Genomic DNA, 17,712 nt, shown 5'->3' on the forward strand with positions numbered 1-17,712 from the left:
CACCTTTTCTTTAAATTTAAATCCCTCTTTTCGCTACCTCATCTATCATTTCGTTCACTTGGTTCATTATTTTGCTTGCTAAATTTTGACATTCTTTCTTTATTAGCGATTTGTCTCTCTTCCTTATTTCTCCTATCTCTATTATTTTTAGCTCCGGCATGTAGCTTCCATTCAACATGTCTGCTATTTCTCCCACTAGCCCCTCTATTCCATAACACGTCAGTTCTCTACTTTTTGTTATTCCTCCTTGTTCTCTCAGAAACTTACTCGCCTTTTCATTCTCTTCGCTATTCCATGAACAATACTTTTCACTTTCCCAGATGTAATACATTGGTGTTGCGCCATATTTATTCAGTTGATTAACCTCAGCCCCTGCCTTTACCAGCTCTTTTATTATTTCAACTCCTGCTCCTCCCATTTTACACGCAGAGTGCAATGGCGTACATCCGGTGATGTATTGAGTGGCATTTACTTCTGCTCCTTCCCTTAGCAGCACTTTTACATTTTCTAAGCTTTTTGCGAATACTGCACAGTGCAGAGGTGTATAACCATTTTTATCTCTTGCATTAACCTCTGCTCCTCTTTTTATTAATAACCTCACTGTTTTGTAATCGGAGATTTCTACTGCTTGATGTAATATCGTCTCTCCTTCTTCATTTCTTTTATTAATGTTTTTACTTGATACTTCTTTAAAAAACTTACTAAAAGATTCTCTCTTTTCTTTGCTAAACTTCATACTTACCTCACAAAACTAGCTTTTCTAGCGTTAGATAAATTTCTTATATTTACCTGCTGCTATTCAAGTCATGTCTGTTTTAGCATAAAAAAGCAAGTCCTTTTCTTTTTATTTCATATACTTTAACCTTATATTAATATAATATATGAGGATCTAAGTATAAGTACTTAACTTATTACACATATTACTTGACTATTTTTCCAACTTCTGTGCAAATGTCGATGTTCGTGCCATTTCAGTACTCCTGGGTAAAACACTAAAATGTAATTTTCTAATTCGTGTATTGAGTCTTTCTGCTCTGAATCTAAATCGTTCTCATACCTAATATTGTGTTCTGCTATAACGTATCCTACTATTTTTTGGTCAATGAAGTTCTTTGTTTGATAAAAATGAGTAACGCCAAATCTTTCTAAAATTGGTTTGTGTTTTAAATTCCAACGTTGCCCTGAAAGTTTATCGTTTCCCAATACAAATTTATTCCCTCTTTCCTCTACACTACCAACTGGAAAGCACGCATTTATTTCTCCTAATCTCCAACTATCCGATAATACTATCTGTGCTTTTGCAAACTTTATTTCTGGCAATAAGCTCTTTGGTAGTGGATGTAGTGCTTTTGAGTTATACCACTGATGATTTCTTTCATAGATGCCTTTGTAATCCTTCGTGTGAGGCTCTGTTTCCCCAAGTACTGCTACATCTAACCGATATATATCATTACTAAATGCTTGTTCATAATGGTTACGTAGATAACTCTCTATAACCTTAATTGATTTACCACTAAACCTGAAAAAATTTACTCTTCCAAACGATAATACTGGTCCGTCTTTTTCAATTTTTATCCCTGAGTAATCCGATAGCAAACTTCCAAATAAACTTTCATCTAAAATAAATCTGCTAATATTATAGTGATCATTGAAAATCCTCATTAGTCGAGATCTTACGGGCAATGATAGCTTTGCTAGCTCTACTACTGCATCTACAAAAAAGTCATTTGGAACATCCCTTATCCCTATCTGCAATTCAAAAAAGTGCTTACCAGGTGGTTCTTCGATAATTGTAATATCTTCTATATTTGCCCACTTTAGTGCTATTTTGAGTGATGCTGGAGTTCCTCTCAGTCTTTGAAATTCTACCCCTTCTTTTATCGCTCTTCTTTTCTCTTTTGCCCAACGCAGTATCTCTTCTAAACCATATTCTTCTATTATCCATGGTAATACTTTTTCCCCTGGACTAAATTTAAACCCTCTGATACAGTTTGGATCAACTTTATAATCAATAGCCTTTACTAATGCTTGCTCTTGCTTTGTTGCGTTTGGGGGTAACAGCATTACTCAATCTTTAAATTTCGCAAATTTGCACACTCGTTACCTAGCACCACAACATCCTCTTTTGGCTCGATTAATTCCACATTTTCTACACCATCTACAAATAGGTTTGCTATTATCCACGATCTTGTCACACTCCACCCTAATCTTTTTGCTAGTTCAAACTTCTTAATAAACTGCTTCTTGATTTCTTCCTCTGATATTACAGGACTTATGCTCATTCTGCTGTGAATATCTATTTCCGTAATATTGCAACCAATTACTGTTACTGTATCGGTTAAAACCCTTATATCATCTCTAGTAACCTGCTTTTTTACAATTTCAAGTAGCTCTTCTGAAGCTATGTCAGTTGTGGATAATTGTGTTGATAAAATCGAGATCTGTACTTTCCCTGGTATAGGTGATTCTACTAATGCATCTTTTACTCTTCTATCTGCCGAAAGTGCATGATAACGATAATACTCTTTGCTTCCTCCCTTGCTTGAGCCTACTATCTTTGCTTTAATTCTTCTTCTAAATCGTTCATCCTCTTCTTCTTTCTGCCTCTCTACTCCATAAAACTCAGCTAAATTATCAAGATCTTCTCCCGTTGCAAATTTTAGTAAATTGCTCTTTACTGATTCATTTATTCTTTGTCTTAGTAACAATTCCCTCCATGCTGCTACTTCTAATACCTTTATCGCTGGGTCACTTTCTACTAATGCTGTAAAACTTTTTACTAACTCTTCCTTCATCCGAGAAAAAATCTCTTCAAAGTTCAGTGGTTCGATAATATTTGGCTGCTGCATTTTTAAACAACTACTCCATTAATATTTATGAACTTGCCTTCTGGAAGATAGACACCTTCTAAATTCAATGTTACTCTCCCTTCTTTTACTCCTTCAACTTTTACTTTTTCTAACTTAAATCTCTTCTCAAATTTCCCCAGTGCTTCTGCTGTTGCTGCATATATCTCAAGTGTTAAATCTCTATTTATTGGCTTATCTACTAATTCAAATAATCTTGAGCCATAATCTCTCCTCATTATTCTACTTTTAATAGGAGTGGTTAATATATCAATTATCGACTGCTTTAAGTGCTCTATTCCTTCTAATGCTTTTCCTGTTTTAGCATTCATTCCCTTCATATCTTTATCCAGAAAAAACGCTGCTACTTCCTCCTATTACCTTAAATCCACAGGAAACTGTATCTCCTACTCGTGCAATACCAATACCATTCACAAATACGCTGTTTGATCCTTGCGTTACTATTTCCCCAATAGTCAAGATGTCACCCTTACGACAAGCAGGTCTACCATTAACAAATACATCTTCACTCCCACTCACACAGACATGAATCGGCATACCTGTACAATGATCTCCTATGCAAACAACTGCTTTACTCATATATATTAATTCAAGTCTATTCTTCTTGCTTTTAATTTAATACTACCTTTTGTCATTTCTATACTCGATTTCCCAGCCTTCAGTGTTATTTTGTCTGCTACTTCAATCTCTAAATGATGCTTACCTTTATCATATGTAAACTTCGTCCCATCTTGAAATTTTATACTATTTATTTCTTTTTTATTCTCTGGTGCAGGGTACTTTTCCTGATATATTCCTGGTAATACTATTCCTAATGATAACTCTCCCAATGGTGACAATACTAATACCTGTTCATCGATATCTGGTGGAGACCAATCTCTATCTTTTCCTGCTTTGCTTGTTGTCCATGGCAGATAATCTGTTACAATATCTCCTATTTTCACTCTTACTTTTGCTTTTTCATAATCTACTTCTTTTACAAGCCCTATTCGTACAATGTTTGCTAACTTTCTTTGCAGCTCTGAAATAGCAAAATTACTCTCTAACATTTTCTCCTATTATAATCGTATGTGGCTTAATCTTATTTTCTGTCCATATCGATTTACCTAAATGAAGCTGATGACTCCACTCAACCAACCACACCAGATACGCATCTAATTCTGGTCTAAATCCGTCAATTTCCGCAGAGATAAATTCTCCTGGCGAAACATTTTTCACCTTCCAAGTATTTTTATTTACTACTTTCGCAATCTCAGCAGCTAATGTTCTGACAATAATAGGAGCATTTTCTATTGTGCTATCAATCACAATTCTTGCTTCAAACCTGGCTTTCAATGCTAATTCCTCAGTACCTGCATCTTTACCTGGTTCTAAACTTGCTAGTTCTACAAACACCGCTGGCGCTAATAATTCTTTTCTTATTGATGGATAAATTTCGCACGCCTGTATTGCTGATATTTCTTCTTTTAACTTAGTGCAAATTGCTTGATGTAAATCTTTAAAATTCATACATTTTCTGTAATATCACGCTCAAAGAACTTTTCAAACACTTTCTCAACCTCATAATTAACAAGATCTCTTATTACTTTTGATGCTTCTGGTTCCAATGGCAATTTAACTTCCTTTATTGGCAATGCTGCTCTTCCTTCACGTTTAAAAATACCGCTATTTCCTTTTGGCATAACTGCTGCAAATCCTCCTATAAACTCATGCTTTCCTACTTTCGATCCTCTTCTTGTTTTTTGTATTTTGCCAATTGTCGATGCTCTAATGTCATAGAGATTTGCTCTAATTAACACGTCTAATCTGCTAGTTTTCGCCTTAAAAATTCTTAATCTCTTTCTTATCAAACTTTTCTTTTCCTCACTGATTTCCCTAGCTGCTTGCGCTTTTAACCATAGTGCCGTTTTGTTTAGTGCTCTTACCGCTGCCAATTCTATTTTGGCTTTGTTAGCATCAATGTTGTGAATAATCCTCTCAATATTTTCATTAACCTCAATGTTAAACATCCTTCTCTCCAAGTACTGTACAGTTTATATTCCAAACTATTCCTGAATTACCTCGCAGTGGCGGAGAATATACTTTATATTTACAACCATCAATAACAAAAATATCTCCCACCATTGGCCTGAGTACATCAAAAACGCTTACCTCAAGAAAAAGCATCTCTCCCACAAATTGTCCTTCACCAATCTCGTATAATTTATCTGGCTGTTGTTTTAGTACTTGTACCATATATGACTTATCCTTTGATTCATACAAAGCTACTTTTCCCAAATGGGCAAAACAATCTTTTAGTAGTCTCTGAATATTTTTTTGCATTTCTCCATTTTATGTATTAAGGTTTATGAGTATGCTAAGAAGGAACATACTGGTAGAATACCTCACTACAATCATTCTACCGGTATTGTTATGTTGCAGCAACTTTGACTAACACTCCAGGTCTATGGCACATTGGCAGAGGATTTGACTGCGTATGTAAATNTCCCATTGGCGTATTATTATCAAATATCTGCGTTACTGCTATAAAATTTACTCTATGCCTTCTAAAAAATGATGTCACTTCTATACTATCTTTTGTTTCCCTTGATAGCCTATCCAGAGTATATACCACTACACAATCTACTTCTCCTGCCTTTACATCTTCAAATAATTCCTTTATCGCTGGTCTTTCTAAGTTTTTTCCTGAGAAACCTCCATCATCGTACCTTTTTGCCAATATTACCCAACCCTCTCTGCTCTTTATGTACTTTTCACATGCTATTCGTTGCGCATCAAGACTATTAAACTTTTGTTCTAGTCCATCCTCATTTGATTTTCTTGTATATATCGCACACCTTACTTCTTTTAGCATTTTATTCTCTTCAATTTTCATTTTTATCACGCATCCCAAATAATAAAGGTCCGTTGTAGCTCATTCCCATTATTTTTCCTGCCACTGCTGACAATGATGTATAAAACTCTTCTTTGTAGATTAAACACTTGTCTGTTACCATTACCGCATGCGTTTCTTCCCCTCTCTCTAATATTAGCTCTGTTCCTGCTACTGGTAATTTATCGCTACTTATTCTTTTTCCCTTCTCTAACCGATCTGCCAGATACTCTAGTCTTTTTGCTCCTTTTCTTGACATTTCTCCATATGCTTTTTCCTGCATTCTATAAGCTAATCTTGGTATCAGATATTTCTTTGAGTATCTAGGCGCCTCTTCCCCATATACCTTCTTCCATATTTTTCTCATTTCACCCAAAGGTTTTTTCTCTAAATTCATTACTTTCTTTTCTATTTCTTTCTCCATATCTTTAGCCTCTCATAGAAGGTTTCCCACTTTGCTGTTCAAATAACTTTTCAATTCTTTCTGTTTCTTTCTTCAATATTTCAGTTATCTCTTTGCTATTTTTCGCATAATCCATTGCTGTCATTCCAAATGTATCCTCTTGTTCTATTTCTCCTCCAGCTTTTACCAGCTCCTCCACTATTTCTTTTTCTCCTACCATGCACGCAAGGTGTAGAGGTATGCATTTATTTCCATATTCCTCAGCATTTACTTCTGCTCCTGATTTTATCAATTCTCTCACGATTTCTAGACGTTTCTCCGTTACTGCTAGGTGCAGTGCTGTGTGTCCTTCTACATCTGCTGCATTCACATTCGCTCCTTTTTCGACTAATAACTTCACTGTTTTTGCGTCTACCGCATAATGCAGAGCTGTTCTTCCATTCTCATCTCTTGCATAAATATTTTTAAACGAGTTCTCTAATAGTGACTCCTCTTTTCCTTTTTTACTCATAACCGACCTCACCTTTTTTTGAATTTTAAGCCCTCCTTTTCACCACCTCATCTATCATTTCACTTACTTGGCTTATTATTTTGCTTGCTAAATTTTCACATTCTTCCTTTATTAGTGATTTGTCTCTCTTCCTTATTTCTCCTATCTCTATTATTTTTAGCTCCGGCATGTAGCTTCCATTCAACATGTCTGCTATTTCTCCCACTAGCCTCTCTATTCCATAGCATGTCAGTTCTCTACTTTTTGTTATTCCTCCTTTTTCTCTCAAAAATTTACTTGCCTTTTCACTCTCTTTGCTATCACATAGACGATACTTTTCACTTTCCCAGATGTAATACATTGGTGTTGCACCATACTTATTCAGTTGATTAACCTCAGCCCCTGCCTTTACTAGCTCTTTTATTATTTCAACTCCTGCTCCTTTGCACGCAGAGTGGAGTGGCGTACATCCACTGACATATTGAGTGGCATTTACTTCTGCTCCCGACCTTAGCAGCACTTTTACATTTTCTAAGCTTTTCGCAAATACTGCACAGTGTAGTGGTGTATAACCCTTTTTATCTCTTGCATTTACCTCTGCCCCCTTTTTTATTAATAATCTCACTGTTTTGTAATCGGAGATTTCCGCTGCTTGGTGCAAGATCGTCTCTCCTTCTTCATTTCTTTTATTAATATCCTTACTTGATACTTCTTTAAAAAACTTACTAAAACTCATTTCATACCTCACAAAATTAGCTTTTCTAGCGTTAGATAAATTTCTTATATTTACCTGCTGCTATTCAAGTCATGTCCGTTTTAGCATAAGAAAGCAAGTCCTTTTCTTTTTATTTCATACACTTTAAACTATTATTAATATAATATATGAGGATCTAAATATAAGTATTTAACTTATTACACATATTGCTTGACTATTTTTCCAACTTCTGTGCAAATGTCGATGTTCGTGCCATTTCAGTACTCCCGGGTAAAACACTAAAATGTGCTTTTCTAATTCGTGTATTGAGTCTTTTTGCTCTGAATATAAGTCGTTTTTATAGTAAACGTTGTGTTCTGCTAAAACATATTTTCTGACCTTCTGATCTGTATAATTTTCTATTTTGTAGTGGTGAGTAACGCTAAACCTTTCTAAAATTGGCTTGTGTTTTAAATTCCAACGTTGCCCTGAAAGTTTATCGTTTCCCAATACAAATTTATTTCCTTTTTCTTCTACGCTACTTACTGGAAAGCACGCATTTGTTTCTCCTAAGTTCCAACTGTCCGATAATATAACTTGCGCTTTTGCAAATTTAATCGACGGTAATAAGCTTTGAGTTAGAGGATACAGGGCTTTTAAGTTATACCACTGATGACTTCTTTCATAAATGCCTTTGTAATCCTTTGTGTGAGGCTCTGTTTCTCCAAGGATTGCTACATCTAGGCGATATATATCATTGTTTAAAGCCCGTTCATAATGATCGCGTAGATAGTTTTCTATAATCCTAATAACTGGACCACTAGACCTGAAAAAATTTACTCTTCCAAATGATAACACTGGTCCATCCTTTTCAACCTTTATACCTGAGTAATCCGATAACAAATTTCCAAAAAAACTTTCATCTAAAATAAACCTATCAACGTTGTAGTGATCATTGAAAATCCTCATTAGCCTTGATCTTGCTGGTAATGATAGTTTTGCAAGCTCTACTACTGCATCTACAAAAAAGTTATTTGGAACATCTTTTATTCCTATCTGTAATTCAAAAAAGTGCTTGCCAGGTGGTTCTTCGATAATTGTAATATCTTCTATATTTGCCCATTTGAGTGCTATTTTGAGTGATGCTGGTGTTCCTCTCAGTCTTTGAAATTTTACTCCTTCTACTACGGCTTTTCTTTTATCCCTTATCCAACGTAGAATTTCCCCCAATTCATATTCCTCAATTAGCCAAGGTAATATTCTTTCTTCTAATCTAAATTTAAACCCTCTTATACAGCTTGGATCTACCTTATAATCTATTGCATCAACCAGTACTTGCTCTTGCTTTGTTGCGTTTGGCGGTAATAAATTTTTCATTTGTCTTTTCTTTCAAGTTGCTTTAATTTCCTTTATTTAGGTAGCTTATGAGTAACCAAGAGATCGTTGCAGAAAAATAAAGATGTTCTTAATATCGAAAACACTTTCCATAATAGATGTTAATGTCAGAGGGTTAATTTGACCATATTATCCATACTTTAAAAAACAAGTTACAACTTCTGGAAGAAAATCAATACTTTCGTCTCCCTAACATTGGATCCAGTAAACCACTTATTGCACGCAATCCCCTCACTGGCACAAAACAAAAAAAATACGTTTTAAATCCTATCTAACTTGACGTAGCCAAGCACTGCACACTCATTCCCCAGAACCACAACATCCTCTCTTGGCTCGATTAATTCTACGTTTTCTATACCCTCTACAAACAAATTTGCTATTATCCATGATCTTGTTACGTTCCATCCCAACCTTTTGCTTGCTTCAAACTTCTTAATAAACTGCTTCTTGATTTCTTCCTCTGATATTATAGGACTTATGCTCATTCTGCTGTGAATATCTATTTCCATAATATTGCAACCTATCACTTTTACTGTATCGGTTAAAACCCTTATATCATCTCTAGTAACTTGCTTTCTTACAATTTCAAGTAGCTCTTCTGGCAGTGTGGATAACTTTGTTGATAAAATTGAAATTTGTACTTTTCCTGGTATAGGTGATTCTACTAATGCATCTTTTACTCTACTATCTGCCGACAGTGCATGATACCTATAATACTCCTTGCTTCCACACGTGCTTGAGCCTACTATCTTTGCTTTAATTCTTTTTCTAAATCGTTCATCCTCTTCTTCTTTCTGCCTCTCCACTCCATAAAACTCAGCTAAATTATCAAGATCTTCTCCCGTTGCAAATTTTAGTAAATTGCTCTTTACTGATTCATTTATTCTTTGTCTTAGTAACAATTCCCTCCATGCTGCTACTTCTAATACCTTCATCGCTGGGTCACTTTCTACTAATGCTGTAAAACTTTTCATTAACTCTTCCTTCATCCGAGAAAAAATCTCTTCAAAGTTCAGTGGTTCGATAATATTTGGCTGCTGCATTTTTAAACAACTACTCCATTAATATTTATGAACTTACCTTCTGGAAGATAAAGACCTTCGAGTACAAGAGTCATTTTTCCTTCTTTAGCTTCAGCAATCTTTACTTTTTCTAACTTAAATCTCTTCTCAAATTTCCCCAGTGCTTCTGCAGTTGCTGCATATATCTCAAGTGTTAAATCTCTATTTATTGGCTTATCCACCAATTCAAATAATCGAGAACCATACTCTCTTCTCATAATACGTGATCCAATAGGAGTGGTTAAAATATCAGTAATTGATTGTTTTAAATGTTCTATTCCTTCCAATTCCTTTCCCGTGCTAGCATTCATGCCTCTCATTCTGCAAATACATTTTTGCTAACACCTATCACTTTAAAACTACACGATACCAAGTCTCCTGTTCTTGTTACTCCCATACCGTTCACAAATACGCTGTTTGACCCTTGCGTTAGTGTCTCCCCTATAGTCAAGATATCACCCCTACGACACACAGATCTACTATTTACAAATACGTCTTCACTTCCACTCATACAAACATGAACCGGTATTCCTGTACAATTATCGCCTGTACAAACTATAGCTCTTCTCATGTAAATTTAAATCTATTATACTTCCTTTCAGTTTTATTCCACTTTTTGTTATTTCTATTCTCGATTCCCCAGCTTTCAGTGTTATTTTGTCTGCTACTTCAATCTCTAAATGATGCTTACCTTTATCATATGTAAACTTCGTCCCATCTTGAAATTTTATACTATTTATTTCTTTTTTATTCTCTGGTGCAGGGTACTTTTCCTGATATATTCCTGGTAATACTATTCCTAATGATAACTCTCCCAATGGTGACAATACTAATACCTGTTCATCGATATCTGGTGGAGACCAATCTCTATCTTTTCCTGCTTTGCTTGTTGTCCATGGCAGATAATCTGTTACAATATCTCCTATTTTCACTCTTACTTTTGCTTTTTCATAATCTACTTCTTTTACAAGCCCTATTCGTACAATGTTTGCTAACTTTCTTTGCAGCTCTGAAATAGCAAAATTACTCTCTAACATTTTCTCCTATTATAATCGTATGTGGCTTAATCTTATTTTCTGTCCATATCGATTTACCTAAATGAAGCTGATGACTCCAATCAACCATCCACACCAAATATGCATCTAATTCGGGTCTAAATCCGTCAATTTCTGCAGAGATAAATTCTCCTGGTGAAACATTTTTTATATTCCATGTATTTTTGTTTACAACTTTTGCCACCTCAGCAGCTAATGTTCTGACAATAAGAGGAGCATTTTCGATTGTGCTATCAACTACTATTCTAGCTTCAAATCTTGCTTTCAGCGCTAATTCCTCTGTTCCTGGATCTTTTCCTTGCTCTAGACTTGATAATTCTATAAATACTGCCGGTGCTACTAATTCTTTCCTTATTGCTGGATATACTTCGCATGTTTGAATTGCTGGTATTTCTCTCTTCAGCGTGGTACAAATTTTATCATGTAAATCTTTCAAATTCATCCTTTATAGCTCAATTCACGTTCAAAAAACTTTGTAAAGACTTCTTCAACTTCATAATTAACAAGATTCCCTATTATCCTTGAAGCCTCTGGTTTCAGTGACAATTTAACTTCCTTTATTGGCAATGCTGCTCTTCCTTCACGTTTAAACATACCGCTATTTCCTTTTGGCATAACTGCTGCAAATCCTCCTATAAACTCATGCTTTCCTACTTTCGATCCTCTTTTTGTTTTTTGTATTTTGCCAATTGCCGATGCTCTAATGTCATAGAGATTTGCTCTAATTAACACTTCTAATCTGCTAGTTTTCGCCTTAAAAATTCTTAATCTCTTTCTTATCAAACTTTTCTTTTCCTCACTGATTTCCTTAGCTGCTTGCGCTTTTAACCATAGTGCTGTTCTATTTAGTGCTTTTATAGCTGCTAGTTTTATTTTCTGCTCTTTTCTTTCAATATTGGAGATTATTTCATTAATATTATTACTAATTTTAATATCAAACACTTTCTATTGCCTCAATTTTCAATATTTTACCTGAAGAATCTTTCAATGGTGGTTCAAAAATCTTGTAGAACCTTTTTTCAATCTTGATATAATCACCTATGCTAAAGGAAGTAACGTCCTGATCACGTATTTCTATAGAAGCAATTTGCTGAGTTAATGCTCCATCTGCACCTAGAGAGTACGTAGTCTCAGGACGTTTAATTAGCACTTTTATTTTTCGAATCGCCTCCTTATTTTTATTACAATATATGGCTTCCACTCCTAGATGATCAAAACAATCCTTCAATAACCTCTCTATAATCGTCAACTTGCAGTAATTTTGATTAATACTCCAGGTCTGTGGCACATTGGTAGAGGATTTGACTGCGTATGCAAATCAGTTCCTCTATCAAATCTCCTTGGTTCTTGTTTTGCATATAGTGGCTGTCCAAGAGTATTCACTGTCTCATTAAAATCTGCTGGTGCAAAATATGTTGTAAATGTGCTTGCTGTTCCTACTGGAAAACAGTGCCCTGTATCTTTCTCAATAAATCTTCTTACCGTCCCTTCAGGGTCAGTTGCTTGTCCTCTATATTCCTCAAACGTTATGCCACAGAACGTAAATCCTGATCTCATATCATTTCGAAGTGCTGCTCCTTCTTGCCATCTCTCATATGCTTCTTTTACTTTAGCATGAGAAGTTAGTGTATCAAAAAACTCAGGGCTTACCAAGGCATGAATTCCTGTCATATATTCACCACTGAGATTATCTTCTATGTACCGGAGTACTTCCAGACACTTACGTTTTACGTCAGTTGTTGCTGTTCCAAGGGCAAAATTTACTACTTTTGGTGTTATTTCAAATTCGTTGTACAGATTTAATAATTCTGACCCATCAGCATCTAAAATTATTCCTTTCAGCGCTCCCATTCGCAAATGCTCCAACGTTATTGCATGTTTATTTCTCATTAGCTGCAAATGGTCAGTTATTACATCTGCCAGCGCTTTCAGTTCACTTTCTGATCCAAATGCCCTTATTCCCTGTACTTCCTCTGGTAACACTACATCATCATGTGGAATATGTGGAATCGTAAACGTTCTTACCTTTCTTTTTCCTCTTTTTCCTACTGTTGCTGGTGCTCCTGGAACTTGCGTTGGTAGTAAACTTAATACTCCGTTGTGTTCTTCTATGGTAATATGTCTAAATCTTACTGACCTACTTGGAAATAAATTTAAATTTTCAACTCGTCCATAATTTATCGGCAATATATTCATCGCATTTGTTAGTGCCGTCATGCTAAATGCTGTATTTATAAATGGATTTTGCATTTTTTATTTTCCCCCTTTTGTGTTTTTAATAGCTTTTTAAGCTCCCTTGCGGATAATGATCCCTCGTGCTTCAAGTTGCTTTATTGCTGCAGCTTTCTGCTCTTCAGTGATATTTGCTGGCCATACAACTGCATGATCAGCTAGCATTGCACCACGAGCAATAATTACTCCTTTACTATTTTCCTTTGCGTTTACATCGCTTGCTATTACACCTATCGCTGTTTGTGTACCATCTGTGGCAGTTGGATTTAAAGCTTTAATTAAATTATCTTTAGTATCATAACCAACTACTGTTCCTAGCTTCAGATTTTGTCCCTTTGCTACCGTTATTTGGTCTCTTGAATATAAACTTGATGCCTCATACTTTAATAGGTCACCTAGATTATTTTGTTCGGTTATACATGTCATATTTTCTTTTCTCCTTTTTTCCTTTAGTTTTACCGCCATGTTTGTAGTTATTGTATGCGGCGGTTATAAAAAAACTTAAATACTTGATTGTGCTCTAGCTTTAGCTACCTGCATCATCAACTCTTCTCCTGAATTCTGTGGTATTGCACTCAGTATCTCTGTCTTTTTCGTTCGCTCTGCAAGTAACTCCATTAAAACTTCCCGTGCTTTCTCAATACTTACTCCTTGCTCTATAAATTCTCCTATCTTTTCTGGCATCTTTGATACATTACATAATCTTATTATCTCTAAAATTTCTCTACGATAGTTCTCCTCAATAGTTGTCATACTAACACTCCTATGATTGTTGATAAATTCAAAAAATGTTGTAACTCCATCTGCAAGACCTATTTCTACTGCTTTCTCGCCAAAATATAGCCCTGCTTCCGTTGATTTGATTGCTTGTATAGAAAGATTGCGATTACGTGCTATTAGCTGGACGAACATTTCATATAGTCGGTCTACTTCTTTTTGTAAGCTTTCCAGACTTTCAGACGTCATTTGCTCATGTGGGTTTAAATCATTCTTTCGACTACCAGCAAAGATTGTGGTGTACTTAATACCTTGTTTTTCATCAAACCTACTTTGATCTATATGACTTGCTATTACTCCTATACTCCCAATTCCTGAAGTGCGGGTGAGAAAAATCTTTTCAGCGCTAGAAGCTATAGCATATGCAGCAGAGTACGCATCATCGTTTGCTATTGCCACAATTCTCTTTTTTGCTCTTGCACTGTAGATAAAATCAGCTAAGTCGAAAATACCGTTTACTTCTCCTCCGGGACTATCTATGTCCAGTAAAATAGTCTCTATACTACTATCTTCTAATGCTTGCTTTACTTGTACTTCTATTTGCTCATATGATGTCATCCCGAGCATTTCATCAAACGCACCCGGTTTTTTAGTTAAAATTCCATGAATTGGTATAATTGCAGTTCTTTCTACGTTACTTTTGATGGAGTGATTTTTGAAAATTGGCTGTTTTTCTTTGTATAACGATAGCAGCTCAAAACTCCTTGGTTCAAGCATTAATGGTTTTCCTAAGAGCATCATAATCCTTTACAATCAGAGTCAAACATTAAGTTGAGACTATTTGCACGCTTTTGATCTTCTGCTATTTCTTGGTCAATTTCTTCTACATCATAACCCATTTCTGATACTACTTCCGCTCGACTCTTGAATCCATTTCTTACTGCCATTTGCTGTGCTTGCTGATCTTTTAGCGGATCCACCCAATCAAATCCCTGTGGTATCCATTTTACTTCTTTTTTTGCTCCTTCTTTTCCCTTTGTCCATTCTTCACCTATGTCTAGCTCTCCAGAAAGTAGTGCTAACTCTAACCACCTATCCCATACAGGACGGCAAAACTGAAATACCATTATGTTATGCTGTAACATTGTACATCTCCTACGAAACTCTATTAATCCTGCTCTGATTGATGAATAATTAACGCCACTTAGATCCCCAGTTAGTTGCTCATATGTTATTCCTGTACCTATTGCTATTGCTCTCAGCTGCTGTCTCATGAATGCTTCATAACTTCCTCCAACATCCGATGGTTCTGAAAATTTTATATCTTCTCCTGGGTCTAAAAGCTGCATTGTTCCAGGCTCTAAACCAGATAGTGCTACTCCTTGCTCATTACTTTCACTTTCTCCTAAAATATTTGCTTCAGGATCAAGTCTTGTAATAAACCCTGCAAACATTGCTGCAGTTTTCTTTCTCACCAGCTCTGCATCATCATATTGATCAAGCTCATAAAGCTTCAGCAGTATATTAGAAAGCCAAGGCTCCCCTCTGATTTGCCCAGGTCTTAATGGTCTATAAATATGTAAAACATCATTTGCTGGCACTCTCACTGATTCACCAAACGAGCCTTCACCAGGGTGTTCTTTAAATAGGTAATATGCTTCTCTTTGCCCAAGCCTGTTAAACTCAATCCCGTTTCTTATTACATTACCATTTCCTAAAGTTTGATTTGTTTTATTATCTAAATGTTCAGACTCAAGTACTTGCAGTTGTAATGGCACAGAAAATCTATCTTCCAGCTTTCTCGTTCTTAAACGTACAAAACATTCTCCTCCCTCTATCATACTTCTGCATACTAGAGCTTGTAATCCATAAAAATCACTTATTCCACAGCTATCTGCTTCATCTGTCCATTTTAGCCATAATTCTTGCACCTTCTTTCGAAATTCTCCATCTCTTGCTTTTGATTGTGGTTTTATTCCTGTTCCAATAGAGTTACTTACTATCGTATCAATTATATTTGCTGCATATGGATTTTTTCTTACCATATCCCGAGAGCGGCTGTGTGCTGCAGTAACAAACAAAGTAATGTTTGTGAGAAGCTTTATTGAAGATGAAGGAAGGTCCTTCGAAGTCGGTTTTCAGGAGCAGGTTTCAAACCACCTTAAGTGGCTCTATTTAAGAGATAGGGTCATAAGCGTTAAGGAAAAATCAGCGTAAGAGCTGGAAGGTGTGGATCAGAAAGGCGAACGTAAGTGAACCACTGATGAACGTGTCGAAAAGGGAAGTGAACATCGAAAGGAGGAGTGAGTCGTTCTCCTCTTAATGAGCTTACAAGAAACCTGATTACTGTGTAGGTGGTGTTCGGCATAAAGGTGGCGCGAGTCTGATCTGGGCTTTAATAAGGAACTGCAGGAACCAGTCGATTTGATGAAAAGCGAGATAAGCAAGAGGCTAATCCTCAAGCTTTAGAGTAGCAATGCAAATCACTGGGGCGGATCAACTTGTAGTAGTGAAGAAGTGGTTGTAATGACTATGGAGCGAAGGGGTTGAGCTAGTCGACTTTAGTAAATCATTCAACTTGAAGGAGGATGAAAATGATTGAACGAACAAAGCCTTTTGATATACCGAAATCTCTAGTGTTTTCGGCTTATAAAAAAGTTAAAGAAAACAGAGGAGGAGCAGGTATTGATGATCTAACAATTGAAAAGTTTGATCAAGACTTAAGCAAGAACCTTTACAAGCTATGGAATAGGCTATCTTCTGGTAGTTATTTTCCACCAGCAGTCAAGGCTTGTGATATAATTAAGACAGAAGGAGGAACAAGGACACTTGGGATACCAACTGTTGCCGATCGTATAGCACAGGAAGTGGTGAGAAGTGTTTTAGAACCAGAACTTGAGAAGGTATTTGATGAGGATTCATATGGTTATAGGCCAAATAAGTCAGCATTAGATGCCATAGGAAAAACGAGAAGGCGATGCTTCGACCAAGATTGGTTAATAGAGTTCGACATCAAGGGAATGTTTGACAACATAGACCACAATCTACTGATGAAAGCAGTCAGAAAGCATACCACAAATAAGTGGGTTCTCTTATATATACAAAGATGGCTAAGTGCAGAGATACAGCAAAAAGATGGGACAAAAATAAAGCGTCTCAGTGGGGTGCCGCAAGGGGGTGTAGTAAGTCCTATCTTAAGCAACCTATTTATGCACTACAGCTTTGATATGTGGATGAGAAGAGAATATCCAAGTGTAAAGTGTGCAAGATATGCTGATGATGGTGTTATACATTGTGTAAGCAAGAGTCAAGCACAACTAATTCTTGGTCAACTTGAACAGAGACTGAAGATTTGCAAATTGGAAATAAAACATACGAAGACCAAAATTATCTATTGTCAAGATGGAAAACGAAGGGATAATCATGAGAATGTATCATTTACATTTCTTGGATATGAATTTCGAAAAAGACTTGTACGAAATAGAAAAGATAGTAGTCTGTTTGTAAGCTTTACTCCAACTGTAAGTAAAGAAAGTCTGAACAAGATGAAGAAAGAAATTAGAAGCTGGAAATTTGCTAGAAGAACAAACTTGGAAATAGAAGATATATCACGAATATGTAATCCAATCCTGAGAGGATGGTTTAACTATTACGGGAAGCATCATATAACTGCACTAGATAGCATAATAAGAATGTTTAATAGGAAACTCAGAAAGTGGTTCCAGACAAAGTACAAAAAGCTGAGAGGACACAAAACCAAAGCAGCTAAGGTACTAGAAAGAACTGCAAAGAGCAGACCAAGTCTGTTTGTGCACTGGAAATTGAGTATAGGGTTAGGGCAATGACTAGTGGGAGCCTTATGAAGCGCGAGTTTCACGTAGGGTTCTGGAAGGGGCCAGGAGGGAAGTTCTCCTGGTCTACTCTCC

25 protein-coding genes and 1 pseudogene are annotated in these 17,712 nt (G+C 36.0%); 1 reads left to right on the forward strand and 25 read right to left on the reverse strand.

What is annotated here, in order from left to right; all coding sequences use genetic code 11:
- Positions 1–16 precede the first annotated feature (16 nt).
- The 25 genes and pseudogenes from BWZ41_RS05300 to BWZ41_RS05420 form a co-directional block, all read right to left on the reverse strand.
- A complete protein-coding gene (locus BWZ41_RS05300) occupies positions 17–736 on the reverse strand; it encodes an ankyrin repeat domain-containing protein (RefSeq protein ID WP_077188547.1) in 720 nt (239 codons plus the stop codon).
- A 167-nt stretch (positions 737–903) separates the two neighbouring features.
- On the reverse strand, positions 904–2,064 hold the full coding sequence (locus tag BWZ41_RS05305; RefSeq protein ID WP_096641464.1) for a phage tail protein: 1,161 nt from the start codon (positions 2,062–2,064) through the stop codon (positions 904–906).
- The gene (locus BWZ41_RS05310) at positions 2,064–2,849 is read right to left on the reverse strand and encodes a baseplate assembly protein (RefSeq protein WP_077188545.1); all 786 of its coding nucleotides are present in this window, start codon (positions 2,847–2,849) and stop codon (positions 2,064–2,066) included. Before BWZ41_RS05310 ends, BWZ41_RS05305 begins: the two co-directional genes overlap by 1 nt.
- Before the next feature lie 2 nt (positions 2,850–2,851).
- Entirely contained in the window at positions 2,852–3,187 is a 336-nt protein-coding gene (locus BWZ41_RS05315; RefSeq protein WP_010405462.1) for a GPW/gp25 family protein, read from the reverse strand.
- Positions 3,188–3,191: 4 nt separating this feature from the next.
- The gene (locus BWZ41_RS05320; protein ID WP_010405460.1) at positions 3,192–3,446 is read right to left on the reverse strand and encodes a PAAR domain-containing protein; all 255 of its coding nucleotides are present in this window, start codon (positions 3,444–3,446) and stop codon (positions 3,192–3,194) included.
- A gap of 5 nt (positions 3,447–3,451) precedes the next feature.
- Positions 3,452–3,916 (reverse strand): phage baseplate assembly protein V, encoded by a 465-nt coding sequence (locus tag BWZ41_RS05325; protein ID WP_096641463.1) that lies wholly within the window; start codon positions 3,914–3,916, stop codon positions 3,452–3,454.
- The gene (locus BWZ41_RS05330) at positions 3,903–4,376 is read right to left on the reverse strand and encodes a hypothetical protein (protein WP_143689634.1); all 474 of its coding nucleotides are present in this window, start codon (positions 4,374–4,376) and stop codon (positions 3,903–3,905) included. Before BWZ41_RS05330 ends, BWZ41_RS05325 begins: the two co-directional genes overlap by 14 nt.
- Positions 4,373–4,876, reverse strand: coding sequence for a phage tail protein (locus tag BWZ41_RS05335; RefSeq protein ID WP_177429458.1), 504 nt, complete (start codon positions 4,874–4,876; stop codon positions 4,373–4,375). The genes BWZ41_RS05330 and BWZ41_RS05335 overlap by 4 nt, the downstream gene beginning before the upstream one ends.
- On the reverse strand, positions 4,869–5,189 hold the full coding sequence (locus tag BWZ41_RS05340; RefSeq protein WP_143689635.1) for a head-tail joining protein: 321 nt from the start codon (positions 5,187–5,189) through the stop codon (positions 4,869–4,871). Before BWZ41_RS05340 ends, BWZ41_RS05335 begins: the two co-directional genes overlap by 8 nt.
- Positions 5,190–5,352: 163 nt before the next feature.
- Positions 5,353–5,721 (reverse strand): annotated as a pseudogene (locus tag BWZ41_RS05345) (recombinase family protein); the annotation flags it as partial.
- Positions 5,722–5,731: 10 nt separating this feature from the next.
- Positions 5,732–6,163 (reverse strand): DUF2924 domain-containing protein, encoded by a 432-nt coding sequence (locus BWZ41_RS05350; RefSeq protein ID WP_143689009.1) that lies wholly within the window; start codon positions 6,161–6,163, stop codon positions 5,732–5,734.
- A gap of 4 nt (positions 6,164–6,167) precedes the next feature.
- Positions 6,168–6,653, reverse strand: a complete 486-nt coding sequence (locus tag BWZ41_RS05355; protein ID WP_143689010.1) for an ankyrin repeat domain-containing protein — start codon at positions 6,651–6,653, stop codon at positions 6,168–6,170.
- Between the two features lie 25 nt (positions 6,654–6,678).
- Positions 6,679–7,368 carry an ankyrin repeat domain-containing protein gene (locus tag BWZ41_RS05360; protein ID WP_177429442.1) on the reverse strand — a complete coding sequence of 230 codons (690 nt, stop codon included), beginning with the start codon at positions 7,366–7,368 and terminating at the stop codon, positions 6,679–6,681.
- Between the two features lie 168 nt (positions 7,369–7,536).
- On the reverse strand, positions 7,537–8,703 hold the full coding sequence (locus BWZ41_RS05365; RefSeq protein ID WP_143689636.1) for a phage tail protein: 1,167 nt from the start codon (positions 8,701–8,703) through the stop codon (positions 7,537–7,539).
- 278 nt (positions 8,704–8,981) lie between these two features.
- A complete protein-coding gene (locus BWZ41_RS05370; RefSeq protein WP_143689637.1) occupies positions 8,982–9,764 on the reverse strand; it encodes a baseplate assembly protein in 783 nt (260 codons plus the stop codon).
- A 2-nt stretch (positions 9,765–9,766) separates the two neighbouring features.
- Positions 9,767–10,102, reverse strand: a complete 336-nt coding sequence (locus BWZ41_RS05375) for a GPW/gp25 family protein (protein ID WP_143689638.1) — start codon at positions 10,100–10,102, stop codon at positions 9,767–9,769.
- A complete protein-coding gene (locus tag BWZ41_RS05380; RefSeq protein WP_410543267.1) occupies positions 10,099–10,293 on the reverse strand; it encodes a PAAR domain-containing protein in 195 nt (64 codons plus the stop codon). Before BWZ41_RS05380 ends, BWZ41_RS05375 begins: the two co-directional genes overlap by 4 nt.
- 28 nt (positions 10,294–10,321) lie before the next feature.
- A complete protein-coding gene (locus tag BWZ41_RS05385; protein WP_143689640.1) occupies positions 10,322–10,819 on the reverse strand; it encodes a phage baseplate assembly protein V in 498 nt (165 codons plus the stop codon).
- Positions 10,806–11,279 (reverse strand): hypothetical protein, encoded by a 474-nt coding sequence (locus BWZ41_RS05390; RefSeq protein ID WP_143689641.1) that lies wholly within the window; start codon positions 11,277–11,279, stop codon positions 10,806–10,808. Before BWZ41_RS05390 ends, BWZ41_RS05385 begins: the two co-directional genes overlap by 14 nt.
- Positions 11,276–11,779: a phage tail protein gene (locus BWZ41_RS05395; protein WP_410543268.1), complete on the reverse strand. Its 504-nt coding sequence runs from the start codon at positions 11,777–11,779 to the stop codon at positions 11,276–11,278. Before BWZ41_RS05395 ends, BWZ41_RS05390 begins: the two co-directional genes overlap by 4 nt.
- Positions 11,772–12,086 carry a head-tail joining protein gene (locus BWZ41_RS05400; RefSeq protein ID WP_177429459.1) on the reverse strand — a complete coding sequence of 105 codons (315 nt, stop codon included), beginning with the start codon at positions 12,084–12,086 and terminating at the stop codon, positions 11,772–11,774. Before BWZ41_RS05400 ends, BWZ41_RS05395 begins: the two co-directional genes overlap by 8 nt.
- Complete coding sequence (locus tag BWZ41_RS05405; protein ID WP_143689642.1) at positions 12,083–13,087, reverse strand: major capsid protein; 1,005 nt, start codon at positions 13,085–13,087, stop codon at positions 12,083–12,085. Before BWZ41_RS05405 ends, BWZ41_RS05400 begins: the two co-directional genes overlap by 4 nt.
- A gap of 36 nt (positions 13,088–13,123) precedes the next feature.
- Positions 13,124–13,495, reverse strand: coding sequence for a head decoration protein (locus BWZ41_RS05410; RefSeq protein ID WP_010405448.1), 372 nt, complete (start codon positions 13,493–13,495; stop codon positions 13,124–13,126).
- Between the two features lie 75 nt (positions 13,496–13,570).
- The gene (locus tag BWZ41_RS05415; protein WP_143689731.1) at positions 13,571–14,584 is read right to left on the reverse strand and encodes a S49 family peptidase; all 1,014 of its coding nucleotides are present in this window, start codon (positions 14,582–14,584) and stop codon (positions 13,571–13,573) included.
- Positions 14,584–15,891 carry a phage portal protein gene (locus tag BWZ41_RS05420; RefSeq protein ID WP_410543276.1) on the reverse strand — a complete coding sequence of 436 codons (1,308 nt, stop codon included), beginning with the start codon at positions 15,889–15,891 and terminating at the stop codon, positions 14,584–14,586. The genes BWZ41_RS05415 and BWZ41_RS05420 overlap by 1 nt, the downstream gene beginning before the upstream one ends.
- A gap of 483 nt (positions 15,892–16,374) precedes the next feature.
- Between BWZ41_RS05420 and ltrA the strand changes: the two genes are divergently transcribed.
- Positions 16,375–17,631 carry a group II intron reverse transcriptase/maturase gene (ltrA, locus tag BWZ41_RS05425; RefSeq protein WP_177429443.1) on the forward strand — a complete coding sequence of 419 codons (1,257 nt, stop codon included), beginning with the start codon at positions 16,375–16,377 and terminating at the stop codon, positions 17,629–17,631.
- Positions 17,632–17,712: the final 81 nt, after the last annotated feature.

The organism is Wolbachia endosymbiont of Nilaparvata lugens, from assembly GCF_007115045.1.
Lineage (GTDB): Bacteria > Pseudomonadota > Alphaproteobacteria > Rickettsiales > Anaplasmataceae > Wolbachia.

Bases quoted from the DNA above. Each gene is read 5' to 3' on its own strand.
- BWZ41_RS05300 (WP_077188547.1), bottom strand. From the start codon at position 736: ATGAAGTTTAGCAAAGAAAAGAGAGAATCTTTTAGTAAGTTTTTTAAA.
- BWZ41_RS05305 (WP_096641464.1), bottom strand. From the start codon at position 2,064: ATGCTGTTACCCCCAAACGCAACAAAGCAAGAGCAAGCATTAGTAAAG.
- BWZ41_RS05310 (WP_077188545.1), bottom strand. From the start codon at position 2,849: ATGCAGCAGCCAAATATTATCGAACCACTGAACTTTGAAGAGATTTTT.
- BWZ41_RS05315 (WP_010405462.1), bottom strand. From the start codon at position 3,187: ATGAAGGGAATGAATGCTAAAACAGGAAAAGCATTAGAAGGAATAGAG.
- BWZ41_RS05320 (WP_010405460.1), bottom strand. From the start codon at position 3,446: ATGAGTAAAGCAGTTGTTTGCATAGGAGATCATTGTACAGGTATGCCG.
- BWZ41_RS05325 (WP_096641463.1), bottom strand. From the start codon at position 3,916: ATGTTAGAGAGTAATTTTGCTATTTCAGAGCTGCAAAGAAAGTTAGCA.
- BWZ41_RS05330 (WP_143689634.1), bottom strand. From the start codon at position 4,376: ATGAATTTTAAAGATTTACATCAAGCAATTTGCACTAAGTTAAAAGAA.
- BWZ41_RS05335 (WP_177429458.1), bottom strand. From the start codon at position 4,876: ATGTTTAACATTGAGGTTAATGAAAATATTGAGAGGATTATTCACAAC.
- BWZ41_RS05340 (WP_143689635.1), bottom strand. From the start codon at position 5,189: ATGCAAAAAAATATTCAGAGACTACTAAAAGATTGTTTTGCCCATTTG.
- BWZ41_RS05350 (WP_143689009.1), bottom strand. From the start codon at position 6,163: ATGGAGAAAGAAATAGAAAAGAAAGTAATGAATTTAGAGAAAAAACCT.
- BWZ41_RS05355 (WP_143689010.1), bottom strand. From the start codon at position 6,653: ATGAGTAAAAAAGGAAAAGAGGAGTCACTATTAGAGAACTCGTTTAAA.
- BWZ41_RS05360 (WP_177429442.1), bottom strand. From the start codon at position 7,368: ATGAGTTTTAGTAAGTTTTTTAAAGAAGTATCAAGTAAGGATATTAAT.
- BWZ41_RS05365 (WP_143689636.1), bottom strand. From the start codon at position 8,703: ATGAAAAATTTATTACCGCCAAACGCAACAAAGCAAGAGCAAGTACTG.
- BWZ41_RS05370 (WP_143689637.1), bottom strand. From the start codon at position 9,764: ATGCAGCAGCCAAATATTATCGAACCACTGAACTTTGAAGAGATTTTT.
- BWZ41_RS05375 (WP_143689638.1), bottom strand. From the start codon at position 10,102: ATGAGAGGCATGAATGCTAGCACGGGAAAGGAATTGGAAGGAATAGAA.
- BWZ41_RS05380 (WP_410543267.1), bottom strand. From the start codon at position 10,293: ATGAGTGGAAGTGAAGACGTATTTGTAAATAGTAGATCTGTGTGTCGT.
- BWZ41_RS05385 (WP_143689640.1), bottom strand. From the start codon at position 10,819: ATGTTAGAGAGTAATTTTGCTATTTCAGAGCTGCAAAGAAAGTTAGCA.
- BWZ41_RS05390 (WP_143689641.1), bottom strand. From the start codon at position 11,279: ATGAATTTGAAAGATTTACATGATAAAATTTGTACCACGCTGAAGAGA.
- BWZ41_RS05405 (WP_143689642.1), bottom strand. From the start codon at position 13,087: ATGCAAAATCCATTTATAAATACAGCATTTAGCATGACGGCACTAACA.
- BWZ41_RS05410 (WP_010405448.1), bottom strand. From the start codon at position 13,495: ATGACATGTATAACCGAACAAAATAATCTAGGTGACCTATTAAAGTAT.
- BWZ41_RS05415 (WP_143689731.1), bottom strand. From the start codon at position 14,584: ATGCTCTTAGGAAAACCATTAATGCTTGAACCAAGGAGTTTTGAGCTG.
- ltrA (WP_177429443.1), top strand. From the start codon at position 16,375: ATGAAAATGATTGAACGAACAAAGCCTTTTGATATACCGAAATCTCTA.